Consider the following 14,581-nt stretch of genomic DNA (forward strand, 5'->3'; position numbering starts at 1 on the left):
AGACTAACAAAACCAATAATGAAGCTAACAATACTACTCAAGTTGATCCTATTTGTGATTTAGTGATCAATAAGACTGTTAATGCTACTGTTATTAACTTAAATGAGTCTGTTTCTTGGACTATTACTGTTACTAATAATGGTCCTAGTGTTGCTAAAGATGTTAATGTGACTGATACTTTGGTTGATGGTCTTGTATTGACTGGTAATTCATCTGCTATTACTATTAATGGTAAAGAGTTTACTTGGATTGTCGGCGATATGGATCCTTACACTTCTCAAGTGCTCACTATTGTTACTAAAGCGGTTAAAGAGGGTAATTTAACTAATGTTGTTGTTGTTACTACTCCTACTAATGAGACTAACAAAACTAATAACGATGCTAACAATACTACTCAAGTTGATCCTATTTGCGATTTAGAAATTACAAAAGATGTAAATGCTACTGAAATATTATTCAACGAATCTGTAGAATGGACTATTACTGTTACTAACAATGGTCCTAGTGTTGCTAAAGATGTTGTTGTCACTGATACTTTACCTGCTGGTGCTGTTGTCATTGGCAATTATGCTAGTGATGTAGTTGATGGTGTTTTAACCATAGAAATTGGAGAATTAGCTCCTTACACTTCTATTGTTGTTAAAGTAATTACTCAATTAACTATTGAAGGCAATAACACTAACTTCGTGGTTGTAAACACAACTACCAATGAATCAGATTATGATAACAACGATGCTAACAATACTACTTTCGTAGTTTCAGTTTCTGATTTAGAAATCAATAAGACTGTATCCAATGCTTCCGCTCATAAAGGTGATGTTGTAGAATGGACTATTACTGTTACAAACAATGGTCCTAACGCTGCAGTCAATGTTACTGTAACCGACGTCATTCCTGCTGAGTTGATTTATAATGGTGTGGTCAGTATTGATGACGGTTCATTTGATGGTGAAATTTGGTTTATTGATGAGATGGCTAGTGGCGAGACTTTAGTTTTAGTTCTTAACACTACTGTTGATGATACTAACGTTACTATTGTTAATATTGTGAATGTGACTTCTGATACTTATGATTCTAATGAGTCTAATAACAATGGAACTAACAATACTGTTGTTCCTCCTGAGGCTGATTTAGAGGTCATTAAAGCTTCACTCAACATGTCTGCTCATAAAGGCGATGTTGTTGATTGGATTATTGTCGTTGTTAACCATGGTCCTGATGGCGCCATTAATGCGGTTCTTGAGGATGTTTTACCTGATGAATTGATTTACGATGGTGTTGTTAACATTACTACCGGTGAATTATCTGCTGACGGTAAGACTTGGACTATTGGCAATATGAGTTTAGGTCAAGTGGAAATTATAGTTATCAGAACTATTGTGAATGCTACCAACATGTCTATTGTTAATATGGCTAATGTTTCCAGTGAGACTTATGACCCTAATATGAGTAATAATAATGATTTTGATGTTGTTGTTATTCCTCCTGAGGCTGATTTAACTGTTAATAAGACTGTGTCTAATGCTTCTGCTCATAAAGGTGATGTTGTAGAATGGACTATTACTGTTACCAACAATGGTCCTGATACTGCAGTCAATGTTACTGTAATTGACGTCATTCCTGCTGAGTTAATTAATCCTGAAGTGATTAATCTTGGTCATGCGGGTAGGTTTGAGAATAATGTTTGGTTTATTGATGAGATTGCTAGTGGTGATTCTAAAGTTTTAGTTATTAGAACTGTTGTGAATGCTACTAACGTTACTATTGTTAATAATGTGAATGTTACTTCTGATACCTATGATCCTAATGAGACCAATAACAATGGAACCAACAATACTGTTGTTCCTCCTGAAGCTGATTTAAGTATTGTTAAACTTGTTTCTAATGATACCGCTCATAAAGGTGATGTGGTAAGTTGGACTATTGTTGTTACAAATAACGGTCCGGATGATGCTGTGAATGTTGTTGTTGAAGATGTTATCCCTAGTGGTTTAGATGTTGTTAATGTCAGTGGTGGTGAGTTTGCTGATAATACTTGGACAGTTGGCAATCTTTCCAGCGGTGAATCTGCTACTTTAATCATCGAAACACTCATTGATGCCACTAATGCTACTATTGTTAATAATGTCAATACAACTTCTGACACTTACGATCCGGACGAATCTAATAACAATGGAACCAACAGTACTGTAGTTCCACCTGAAGCTGATTTAGAAGTAATCAAAACAAACGATCATGAAGACGCTAAATGTTACTATGGCGACATTATAAAATGGGACATTACTGTAGTTAACCACGGCCCTAATGATGCTGTAAACGCTATTGTTGTCGATAAATTACCTGCTGGTTTACAACATGTTTCAGACGATTCTGCTGGTGCATATGACCCTGAAACAGGTGTTTGGAATGTAGGTAATCTTACTAGCGGGGCATCCGTAACCTTACATATTGATACTATATTAACAGATTCAAATGCTAATATAACCAATCCTGTAAACGTTACATCCGATACCTATGATCCTGATGAAAGCAACAATAAGGATAATAGCTCTATTAATGTTGTAGCTGAAGCTGATTTAGAAGTTATTAAATTAGTATCTAATTCAACTGCTCACAAAAACGACAAAATAACATGGACAATCATTGTTACCAACAACGGTAGAGATACTGCAGTCAATACTGTTGTCAATGAAAAATTACCTTCCGGAGTAATTTACGTTAGCGATGATTCCAATGGAGCTTATGATTTTGATGCTGGAATTTGGAAAGTGGGCGACCTTGCTTGCGGCAAATCCGCTACTTTGAATATCGTAACTTTAGTCACTGCTACTAATGTAACAATTATTAACACTGTAGATGTTACTTCCGATACATATGATCCGAATGAAACCAATAACAAATGTAACAATTCAACTACCGTTCCTCCTGAAGTTGACTTGGTAATAACTGTTGAACCGGATGTTACTGAAGTCACCGTAGGCGATAAGGTGGTTTGGACTATTACTGTTGTAAATCAAGGACCTGACACTGCGATTAACTCTCGTGCTTATGTAACCGTGCCTGACGAATTGAAACTTTTAGGATTTAAACCTTCCAAAGGTACTTATGACCCAGATACTGGTATTTGGACCATTGGAGATTTGGCTCCTGGAGAGAAAGTCACACTCTTACTTGACACTAAAGCGTTAGCTAAAGGTACTTTTGTAGTTGGAGCATCTACTGAATGTGACACTTACGAAAGCGACTATACCAATAACTTTGATGAAGCTGAAGTGAATGTAACAGAACCTGAGGAAAACGTAACAGAGCCTCCGGTTGACGTTCCAGTTCCTCCTAGTTTGCATGCTACAGGTAACCCAATTGTTATGGCGCTCTTGGCATTGCTCGCAATTGTTGGTTTGTCATTAAAAAGGAAAAGTTAAACACGTTTAATGGGAAAATTTAATTTTCCCATATTTTTTATTTTTTACATAAAAATCAAATTTCATTAAATGAAATTAATCAATTAAAATTAGACATCTTTTCTATAAAACCATTATTTTAATAAGGCTTATTTTTTAATAAATTAAATAATCAATACTACTTTTCAAAAATAATTTTGTTTATATAGATTACTTCAACCAAATTCCACAATCTTAACCAATTCCAATATTTTAAAAGTTATGAATGAGATATATAATACTGATTTGATTAAATTGTGTGTGATTAAATGAAAAGTGATAGTGTAAAAAAAGGAATTCAAAGGGCACCACACAGGTCACTCCTGCGTGCATGTGGTCTTGGCGATGAAGATTTCGAAAAACCGTTCATCGGTATAGCAAACAGCTTCACCGACATTGTGCCGGGCCATATTCACTTGAGGGATCTTGTGGAATTTGTAAAGGAAGGAATCATTGCCGCTGGAGGCATTCCATTTGAATTTGATACAATGGCAATCTGCGATGGAATAAGCATGAACCATGAAGGAATGAAATACTCACTGCCTTCAAGGGAAATCATTGCCGCAACAGTTGAAAGCATGACAAAAGGCCATGCCTTTGACGGATTGGTATTGATTCCAAGCTGTGATAAGGTAGTTCCCGGAATGATTATGGGAGCTTCTAGAGTAAATGTTCCATCAATTGTCGTTACAGGTGGGCCGATGGCAGCCGGATCTTATAATGGTAAGCCTGCTGATTTAATCACTGTTTTTGAGGCGGTTGGAGCATATTCTGCAGGAAAAATGAGTGAAGAGGAAGTTCATGAACTTGAAAAATGTGCATGTCCTGGTGCTGGAAGCTGTTCTGGATTGTTTACTGCAAATACAATGGCATGCCTTACAGAAACATTGGGATTGTCCCTTCCGACATGCGCTACAACCCATGCCCTTACAGAGGAAAACAACCAGATTGCATATGAATCAGGTAAACAGATTGTAAAGCTTGTTGAAGAGGACATTAAGCCATCCGATATCTTGACCCAAGAGGCATTCAACAATGCAATTGCAGTTGACATGGCATTGGGTGGATCTTCAAACACCGCATTGCATATTCCAGCACTTGCAAGCGAAGTTGAAGGCTTAAGTGTCGATTTGGAACTGTTCGATGAAATATCAAGGAAAGTTCCTCATATTGCATTGATTTCCCCTGCAGGTGAAGACTCAATGATGGACTTGCACTTGGCAGGAGGAATTCAGGCGGTGCTTAAGACATTGGGCGATAAAATCGATACAAAGCAATTGACAGTAACCGGAAAAACAATTGCTGAAAACCTGGAAAACGTTGAAAACAAGAATACTGATGTCATTCATACATTGGATAATCCTGTCCATGAGGATGGTGGAATTGCAATACTTAAAGGTAATTTAGCCCCTAATGGAAGTGTTGTCAAAAAAGGTGCTGTAGCAGACCATTTGATGCATCTTAAGGGACCTGCAAAGGTTTATGACTCAGAAGAGGAAGTTACAAAGGCAATCTTTGACCATGAAATCGAAGAGGGAGACATTGTTGTAATCAGGTATGAAGGACCAAAAGGAGGTCCTGGAATGCGTGAAATGCTTAATCCGACTTCCGCTCTTGCAGGAATGAACATCAAGGATGTTGGGCTAATAACTGATGGTAGGTTCTCAGGCGGAACAAGAGGGCCTTGCATTGGACACGTATCTCCTGAAGCAATGGAAAACGGTCCTATTGCAGCAATCCAAAATGGCGACATCATTGAAATCGACATTGAAAACAGATTTATAAATGTAGAATTATCCGATGAGGAAATCGAAGCTAGATTAAAAGAGGTCAAACACCCTGAAAGTGATGTTACCGGATGGCTGGCAATATATCAGAAGTTAGTACACTCCGCCGATACAGGCGCTATCTTAAGGTAGTGTTATAATGGAAATACTGAAATACTCTGAAATTGATCTTGCTGAAACCATTAAACGTTCAGAACAGGACGTTAATAATGTTTTAGGTACAGTATCTGAGATTTTGGACAACGTTCGTGCCAATAAAGATGATGCTATTAGGGAATATACAGAGAAATTTGATGGTGTTACAATAGAAAATCTGAAAGTTTCTGAAGATGAAATCAAAGAGGCTTATGATACACTGGATGATGAGTTGCTTGTTGCATTAAGGCAGGCAGCATCAAATATTGAAAAGTTCCATAAAAAGCAAATTCCATCAGAATGGGAAATTGAAGTAAATCCCGGCATTGTTGCAGGCCAGATTGTAAGGCCAATCAACTCTGCGGGCTGTTATATCCCTGGCGGAAGGGCAGCCTATCCGTCATCAATATTAATGACTGTAATTCCCGCCAAAATTGCCGGTGTTGAAAAGGTTGTATGTGTTACACCTCCTCAAAAGGACGGCAAAATCTTGGATGCAATACTGGTTGCTGCGGATATTGCTGGTGCTGATGAAATATATAAGGTTGGAGGAGCACAGGCAATTGCAGGTCTTGCATATGGAACAGAATCAATACCTCGTGTAGAGAAAATTGTCGGGCCTGGAAATATATTCGTTACCGCAGCTAAAAAATTGGTCTATGGTCAAGTAGATATCGAGTTTCCGGCAGGTCCGTCTGAAGTGTTGATATTGGCTGATGAAACTGCAAATCCTGAATTTTTGGCAACCGACATATTGGCGCAAGCGGAGCATGATCCTAATGCATCATGCTTTTTGGTGACTGACTCAGAAAAGTTAGCCCTTGAAACTGACGAATTTGTAAAACAAATGACTGAAGTCGCTCCAAGGCGTGAAATCATTGAAGAATCATTATCAAAAAGTGGAAAAATCATTATCACTGACACATTTGAAGAGGCAATTCATGTTACAAATGAGTATGCTCCTGAACATTTAATCATATCCACCAAAGATGATGATGAGGCGTTATCACACATCAACAATGCAGGTTCAATCTTTTTGGGTGCCTATTCACCTGTTGCAGCGGGTGATTACGGATCCGGAACAAACCATGTTCTGCCTACTGGAGGCGGGGCTAAGATGTATTCAGGTCTTTCTACTGAGGCTTTCATTAAAAAGCCTACTGTTCAAAGAATCACAAAAGATGGTCTTAGAGAGTTATCCAAAACTTCAGTTCCAATAGCCGAATATGAAGGGTTCTTTGCACATGCGAATTCATTTAAAACAAGATTAAATAATGAGTAAATTAACATCTTCGACTATGTGTCGAAGGTATTTTTATTTTTTTATTTTTGATTCAATACTGAATTCTTATTTTTTTACATATCTTTATTAAACATTAAAACTAAATTAAAATTATAATGAAAGTTTATCATTATTTTTATTTTTATAACCGAGGTGAATAATTTGCAAGGTTTATTAAATGGTTGGAGAAGAACTCACTATGCAAAAGATGCCACTCCTGAAATTGCAGGCAGCGATGTCACAATCATGGGTTGGGTACATGAAATCCGTGATTTAGGCGGAATCATCTTTGTAATCATCAGAGATGTAACCGGCAGAGTTCAAATTACAGCTCCAAGTAAAAAAGTAGAAGCAGAAATATTAGAAGATTTAAGATCATTTAGAAAAGAATCCGTTGTAGCAATCAAAGGTACAGTTCAAGAAGCTCCAAAAGCACCAAACGGTGTTGAAATAATTCCTAAAGAAATCAGAGTATTGAACTTGGCTAACCAGCCTTTACCAATGGATCCAACAGAAAAGGTTCAAGCTGGAATCGACACAAGATTAGATTCAAGATTCTTAGATATCAGAAAAGAAAACGTTTCAGCAATTTTCAAAATCAAAGGCCAAATGTTCCATACTATCAGAGATTTCTTCTATGATAATGGATTTTATGAAATCAACACTCCTAAACTCGTAGCATCAGCTACTGAAGGAGGAACAGAATTATTCCCAATTACTTACTTTGAAAAAGAAGCATTCTTAGGCCAATCCCCACAATTGTACAAGCAAATGATGATGGGCGCTGGAATGGATAAGGTATTTGAAATCGGTCAGATTTTCAGAGCGGAAGAGCACGACACCTTAAGACACTTGAACGAAGCGGTTTCAATCGATATGGAAGCATCCTTTATGGAAGATGTCGATGTAATGAAAATCTTAAACGATATGCTCATTCAAGTCTTGAAAGATGTCAATGAAAACTGCGCTAAAGAATTGGACGTTTTAGGCCATGAATTGGAAGTGCCTTCCGGTGATTTCCCGGTCGTCACTTACGATGAAGCTGTTGATATCGTAAACTCCCGTGATGTTGAAATGCAATGGGGAGAAGACTTATCCCGTGAAGCTGAAAAAGCGTTAGGCGATGCAATGGGTGGTTTCTACTTCCTGACCGAATGGCCAACTGAAATCAAACCGTTCTATGTAATGCCTAAAGAGGGAGATGAAAAATACTCTCACGCATTCGATTTAATGTATAACAACTTAGAGTTATCATCCGGTGCTACCCGTGTACACCAATATGATTTGCTCGTAAAACAAATTGAAGAAAGAGGATTAAACCCTGCAGGATTTGGAAGCTATCTCAAAGCGTTTAAATACGGTATGCCTCCTCATGCAGGCTGGGGTCTTGGTGCTGACAGGTTGACTATGGTGCTTACAGGATCTGAAAACATCCGTGAATGTGTTCTCTTCCCAAGAGACAGACACAGATTAACCCCTTAATTTCTTTTCTTTTTTTTAGATTGATATGGAAGAATATGAGATAGCTGTTGTTGGTGGAGGACCTGCCGGAATGATGGCCGCAATTGCCGCAAGCCAGAATTCCTCAAGCGTAGTATTGCTTGAAAAAAACCAGTCATTAGGCCGCAAGCTTCTTATGACAGGTGGTGGAAGATGCAATATTACGAATTCCAAGCCAATAAAAAAGCTTTTGGATTCATATTCTCAAAAAAACTTTTTAAAACACTCTTTTTATACTTTGACCAATGAAAAGTTACTGTCACTTTTTGAAGATAAAGGATTGTCTTTCATTGAAGAGGATGAAAACAGAATTTTTCCTGAAACTGAAAAATCCAGTGATGTTTTAAAAATTCTATTGGAATATCTTGAAGATGTTAATGTAAAATATAATTTTGAAGTTACATCTATTAGTGAAGATTTTGTAATTAACAATGAAATTAAAGCGGATAAGATAATCATTGCCACTGGAGGCATGACCTATCCCCAAACCGGCTGCAACATTAAAAACTATTCATTGACATCACAGCCATTGACTGATATAAAATATGGTCTTGTTCCATTAATCACCAAAAAGGATTTGTCGCAAATTGCCGGAATCACCTTATATGATGTAGTTATAAGTTATAATAAATATAAGGTTATAGGAAACGTATTGTTTTCCCATGTTGGTTTGACGGGGCCGGGTATCATTAATTTAAGCAACATTATCTCCGAAAATATGACCTATAACTTATTAGAGGATGACAATCCCGAAATGAACATTGAAATAGCTATTGACTTATGCCCGGATTTTTCTCGTGAAAATCTATTGGAGAAATTTACAATAGATTCTCAAAAGAAGGGAAAGACTCTACTCAAAAATTATCTCAAGTTATTCTTGACAAACAGTTTCATCGATTTCTTTTTGGATGACATTGATCTTGATGGACAAACTCAGCTTTCTCGAATAAATAAGAAAAGCAAAAATAGGTTAATTGAAAATTTGAAGAGATTTACTTTTGAGATAACTGATTTTAATAAAGATTTATCAAAAGTAACTATTGGTGGTGTTGATTTAGCTGATGTTAATCCGAAGACTATGCAATCAGCTATTGTTCCAAATCTTTATTTTGCAGGCGAAGTTCTGGATTTGCATGGGCCTACCGGCGGTTATAATTTGAAAATCGCTTTTTCAACAGGATATCTTGCGGGCTTGTCAGCCGGTGAAAAATAATTTTTCATAAATAAACAAAATATTTAACATATATTTAATATATAACTTACATCATGACAGACAAAATGTTCATGGGTGCATCAACTAAGCAAGGTTTGGATATCGCCAACAAAAGTAGGGAGATTATCCGAGGCCTTATTGGAGATGATGTCAAAGATTTAAAACCTATAGAAAGAGACATTGTTGAGAGAATTGTTCACTCAACTGCAGATCCTGAGTATGCAAAATTAGTGCATATGAGCCCTGATTTTGTGGATGCAGCTATGGCTTCCTTAAAAAATAAAGAAACTATTTTGACTGACATTAACATGGTCAAATATGGTATTACAAGATACGATGGGGAAGTTGAGTGTTATATTAAGAATGAAGAGGTTATTAAAATAGCTAAAGAACATCAAATTACTAGAGCTGCTGCTGCAATGCGTTATGCGGCTTTAAATGATTTTGAAGGTATCGTAGTTTCTGGTAATGCACCTACTGCTGTTTTTGAAGCTATGGATTTATATGAAAAAGGTGAAATGAATCTTAAAGCTATTGTTGGAGTTCCAGTTGGATTCGTCGGAGCGGCCGATTCCAAAGAGGCTTTGAAAAATTCAGATATTCCGAATATCGTTGTTGAGGGTCCAAAAGGCGGAACACCAATTGCTGTAGCTTGCGTTAATTCATTGATTCAACATTTATAGAGTGATAGAATGTATTCTGAAGAATTGTTTAACGAGTCTAAAAATTACTTTCCTGGCGGTGTAAATTCCCCAGTGCGTGCTTTTAAGCCTTATCCATTTTTCGTTAAAAGTGCAGGGGGTTCTAAAATCACAGATGTGGACGGCAAAACTTACATAGACCATTGTTTGGCTTATGGCCCTTTGATTTTAGGACATGCCGACCCTAAAGTGGTAAGGGAAGTTTCAAATCAGCTAACTATCGGAAGTGCCTATGGCGCTCCAACTGAAAATGAAATAGTTCTTGCAAAAGAGGTAGTTTCAAGAATCCCGTCTGCCGAAATGGTAAGATTTTGTAATAGTGGAACCGAAGCCACTATGAGTGCAATAAGGCTTGCAAGAGGCTTTACAGGTAGAGACAAAATAGTCAAATTTGAAGGGGCTTACCATGGAGCGCATGATTATGTACTGGTCAAAGGCGGTTCCGGTGCTGCAACTTTGCCTGACAGTCCGGGAATTCCAGAAGACACCACTAAAAACACTTTGTCTGTTCCATTCAATGATGAAGAAGCACTGACTGAATTAATTGAAAAAGAAGGAGAAAACATTGCCTGTATCATCATGGAAATAGTCATGGGTAATGTTGGTTGCATTGAGCCAAAACCAGGATTTTTAGAGTTCATTAGAAAAATCACTGAAGAAAATGGAATCGTTTTGATTTTTGATGAAGTCATTACCGGCTTTAGAGCTTCAAAAGGTGGAGCTCAAGAGTATTATGGTGTCACTCCTGATTTGACTACACTAGGCAAGATTGTAGGTGGAGGACTTCCGATGGGAGCATTTTGTGGTAAAAGAGAGATAATGGAATTGATTGCTCCAAACGGACCGGTTTATCAGGCAGGTACCTTTTCTGGAAATCCAATTTCAGTTCAGGCAGGAATCTCAACTTTAACTCAATTGGATGATGAGTTCTATAAGGAATTGGGAAGAAAAGGCGATTTCTTAAGAAGCAGCGTTCAATCCATAATCGAGGATGAAGGATATAATATCCAGCCAGTAGGTCTTGCTTCAATGTTTCAGATTTATTTCAATCCAAATCCTGTCTTGAATTATGAAGATGCTCAAAAGTCTGATAAAAAGCAGTTCTTGAGATATTTCAAGACTTTATTGAAAGAAGGTGTATTTATTCCGCCATCTCAATTTGAATGTAATTTTATTTCAAATGCTCACAGTATGGCAGATATTCAAAAAACAGTTGATGCTATTGAATTGGGTCTACAGGCAGCATTTAAAAAAAGAAGAAGGTAATTAAATGATAGATTGGAAGGAAATTGCATCATATGTAATCATTCTTATAATAGTTTTGATAGCCGCTCAACACTTGAATGTAGTTGTTTCAGGAAGTATGGAGCCTGCATTTTACAGAGGCGATATTGTTCTTGTTGAAAAGGCAAATTTTTTAGGAATCAATGAGTTCAATCCTGAAGATGTTCAAGTCGGTGACGTAGTCGTTTATGATGCGGCATGGTTTGAACAACCGGTAATTCATAGAATTATTAATATTACAGATATAAATGGAACTACGATGTATGTAATTAAAGGGGATAATAATAAATCTCCAGACCCTTATTATGTTACTTCAGACCAAATCAGAGAAAGGGTTGTAACATCCGGTGACAATTTAGTAGTTATTCCAAAGATTGGTTACCTTTCCATCTGGTTAAGGGGATTATGATTATTAATTAAGGTGAGTTAATGTATTTTGAAATTGAAAAACAAGCTATTGATGCCATTAATAAGGCATTGGATCAATATGATGAGGAGATAGATAGGAATTTCAAGTTGGAATTTCCGCCAAATCCTGAATTGGGAGACTTGGCAAGCACTATTGCTTTTGCACTTACTAAAAAATTAAGAACTTCACCTCCTGAAGTTGCAAAGGATTTGGTTGAAAAGATTGAAGTTCCGGAAATTTTTTCCAAAGTTCAGAATTTTGGTCCTTATGTAAACTTTTTCATAGACTATTCTAAATTTTCAAAGTTGCTTCTGGAAAAAGTCGATGAAGATTATGGAAAGCTTCCGGCATACGGTGAGAAAATTATATTGGAACACACTTCAGCAAACCCTAATGGGCCATTGCATATTGGACACATCAGAAACTCCATATTTGGAGATTCACTTGCAAGATTGTTGAGATTGGCAGGCAGGGATGTCACAACCCAGTATTATGTTAATGATATGGGAAGGCAAATAGCCATTATCGTCTGCGGCATAACAGAATGTGGTTTTAAAATTGAAGATTATGAAGGAGATAAGATTGACCACAAGATTGGAAAATTATATTATGACGCAAACAAGGCCGTTGAGGAAGACGATGCATTGAATGCTAAAGTTGATGAATTGATTCAAAAATACGAAGAAGGCTCAGACGAAGAGCTAAACAAGGTCTTTGAAGATGTCGTTTCAAAATGTATCAGTGGAATGAAGGAATCACTTTCACGAATGAACATTGTCCATGATGACTTTGTATGGGAAGGTCAGTTTGTAAGGAATGGTGAAGTTGACAGAATTGTAAATTATATCCAAAGGGAAGGATTCACCCGTGAGGATGAAGTATTGTACATTGATTTGACCGACTTCAACATTGAAAAGGAATTTGTCCTTAGAAGGTCTAATGGTACTTCCCTTTACTCTACAAGAGACTTGGCTTATCATATATATAAAGCTACTTTAGGCGATACTGTCCTTGACATTTTAGGTTCTGACCATAAATTGGCCGCTAAACAAATCAAGGTTATTTTTGAAGAGATATTCAGACAAAAAGCTCCTGAAGTAATATTTTATGAGTTCATTACACTTCCAGAAGGATCCATGTCAACCAGAAGAGGAAAATTCGTATCTGTTGATGAACTAATCGATGAAGCTGTTTTAAGGGCGCATGATGAAATCAAATCAAGAAACCCTGATTTATCCGAAGAGGAAATCGCACCGATGGCTGAAGAGATAGGTATTGGAGCTATAAGATTCTTCATTGCAAAACTGTCCCCTGAAAAGCACTTGACTTTCAAATGGGATGAGGCGTTAAGCTTTGAGAGGGGTTGTGCTTCAATTCAATATGCCCATGCAAGGGCATGCAAATTGCTTGCAAAATCAGGCAAGGACATTAGCTCTTTGGAAGTTTCAGACGATTGGGTTCCAGATGAAGCAGAACAAGATTTAATAAGACAAATCGCTAAATTCCCACAGGTTGTAGAAGATTGTGCAAACAAGCAGAGAGTTCACAACATTACACAATACTCACAGGATTTAGCCAGTTCATTCAATAAGTTCTACAAGTCAGAACAAGTAATCGGATCTGATGTTGAAGATACAAGACTTATTTTAGTTGATAGAGCTAAAACAACTATTAAAAACGCTTTAGATATTTTAGGTGTTTCTGCACCTGAAAAAATGTAGATGAGTAGATTTAACTCATCTTTTAATTCTTTTTTTTAATAAATTCAATCCACGTAGTGAATATAATCTTCTTTTCTTGGCAATGGCTCTGGTGCCTCCATGTCCGGATATCCTAGAACAACATGGCCGATTCCTTCGTAGGTTTCAGGAATTCCCCATTCTTTCAATAGTTCTTTTCCTTTTTCGGATGCAAATTCTTCACGGGCTCTGTGAATCCAACATGAACCAACGCCAACTGCATGAGCAGCATTGACTAAAACCGCAAGAACACTACATCCGTCTTCTTTGAAAGTTGGTATTTCACTATCTGCTAGAACGATTAAAAGGGTTTTGCATCCATAAAATGGATCTAAATCATCCGGAACTGGAACAGGGAAAAAGCTTCTGTTCCAGGCTGACAATTCCTTAATGGTTTCGGCATCCTGAATCACAACGATTTTTGGGGATTGCAATCCTCTTCCGGTTGGTGCATAGGTTCCTGTTTCCAATATTGTTTTTAGATCTTCATCTGAGATTTGTTCGTCTTTGAATTTGCGTATGCTTCTTCTTGTTTTCAAATCGTTTATTGTCTGATTCATATTAACTCCTCGCTTATTTTTTTAAGGGTATTTTTAAAATTATCGTACTCTTTATCTCCTATTATCTCTTTAATTTTCTCATCCCACATCTCGTCATAGTCCATTACTTTTCTTGCGGTTTTTGCACCTTTATCAGTAATCTTTATCCTTTTTGTTCTTTTATCGGGGATTCTTTTGATGAAACCCTTTTCTTCAAGCTTTTTAAGGTTTCTTGTTATTGTACTTTCATTTAAATGAAAGATTTGAGCCAATTGCTCCTGTATGATTCCGTCTGTCTGATATATTTTTATCAGCAACGGGTAAAGTCCAAAGCTTAAATTTTCATCTTTCACTTTCTTGTTTAGGTATTTGGCATGTTCCCTATGAATTATGGAGATGAAAGGAACAGCCGGTACGTCTTCATCAAACATGCTCGCTACTCCTGATTAGTCTGTTGATGTAAAGCTCAATGCATGCATAACATATGAGGGAACCGATTCCTCCTCCCAGAAGCATTCCGCAGTATATTCCAAACTCGCCCATGTGGAATGT

11 protein-coding genes are annotated in these 14,581 nt (G+C 37.1%); 9 read left to right on the top strand and 2 right to left on the bottom strand.

From position 1 onward, the window contains the following. From ACJROP_RS02045 to argS, 9 genes are all read left to right on the top strand, one after another. A partial coding sequence (locus ACJROP_RS02045) for a hypothetical protein (RefSeq protein WP_406533838.1) occupies positions 1-3,422 on the top strand: 3,422 nt, incomplete at its 5' end. Positions 3,423-3,709: 287 nt separating this feature from the next. After that, a complete protein-coding gene (gene ilvD, locus ACJROP_RS02050) occupies positions 3,710-5,359 on the top strand; it encodes a dihydroxy-acid dehydratase (protein ID WP_406533839.1) in 1,650 nt (549 codons plus the stop codon). Between the two features lie 7 nt (positions 5,360-5,366). Continuing rightward, on the top strand, positions 5,367-6,644 hold the full coding sequence (gene hisD / locus ACJROP_RS02055) for a histidinol dehydrogenase (protein WP_406533840.1): 1,278 nt from the start codon (positions 5,367-5,369) through the stop codon (positions 6,642-6,644). A 162-nt stretch (positions 6,645-6,806) separates the two neighbouring features. After that, positions 6,807-8,126, top strand: coding sequence for an aspartate--tRNA(Asn) ligase (aspS, locus tag ACJROP_RS02060; RefSeq protein ID WP_406533841.1), 1,320 nt, complete (start codon positions 6,807-6,809; stop codon positions 8,124-8,126). Between the two features lie 25 nt (positions 8,127-8,151). Beyond that, a complete protein-coding gene (locus ACJROP_RS02065; protein ID WP_406533842.1) occupies positions 8,152-9,357 on the top strand; it encodes an NAD(P)/FAD-dependent oxidoreductase in 1,206 nt (401 codons plus the stop codon). Between the two features lie 53 nt (positions 9,358-9,410). After that, a complete protein-coding gene (locus tag ACJROP_RS02070; protein ID WP_406533843.1) occupies positions 9,411-10,040 on the top strand; it encodes a cobalt-precorrin-8 methylmutase in 630 nt (209 codons plus the stop codon). A gap of 9 nt (positions 10,041-10,049) precedes the next feature. Next, the gene (gene hemL, locus ACJROP_RS02075) at positions 10,050-11,324 is read left to right on the top strand and encodes a glutamate-1-semialdehyde 2,1-aminomutase (RefSeq protein WP_406533844.1); all 1,275 of its coding nucleotides are present in this window, start codon (positions 10,050-10,052) and stop codon (positions 11,322-11,324) included. A gap of 4 nt (positions 11,325-11,328) precedes the next feature. Beyond that, entirely contained in the window at positions 11,329-11,751 is a 423-nt protein-coding gene (locus ACJROP_RS02080; RefSeq protein ID WP_406533845.1) for a signal peptidase I, read from the top strand. A 20-nt stretch (positions 11,752-11,771) separates the two neighbouring features. Further along, complete coding sequence (argS, locus tag ACJROP_RS02085) at positions 11,772-13,472, top strand: arginine--tRNA ligase (protein WP_406533846.1); 1,701 nt, start codon at positions 11,772-11,774, stop codon at positions 13,470-13,472. 44 nt (positions 13,473-13,516) lie between these two features. Here argS and ACJROP_RS02090 read toward each other — a convergent pair whose 3' ends face one another. Beyond that, positions 13,517-14,050 (bottom strand): nitroreductase, encoded by a 534-nt coding sequence (locus ACJROP_RS02090; RefSeq protein WP_406533847.1) that lies wholly within the window; start codon positions 14,048-14,050, stop codon positions 13,517-13,519. After that, complete coding sequence (locus ACJROP_RS02095) at positions 14,047-14,460, bottom strand: MarR family winged helix-turn-helix transcriptional regulator (RefSeq protein WP_406533848.1); 414 nt, start codon at positions 14,458-14,460, stop codon at positions 14,047-14,049. Before ACJROP_RS02095 ends, ACJROP_RS02090 begins: the two co-directional genes overlap by 4 nt. Positions 14,461-14,581: the final 121 nt, after the last annotated feature.

It is taken from the genome of Methanobrevibacter sp. (genome assembly GCF_045220775.1).
Taxonomy (GTDB): Archaea; Methanobacteriota; Methanobacteria; order Methanobacteriales; family Methanobacteriaceae; genus Methanocatella.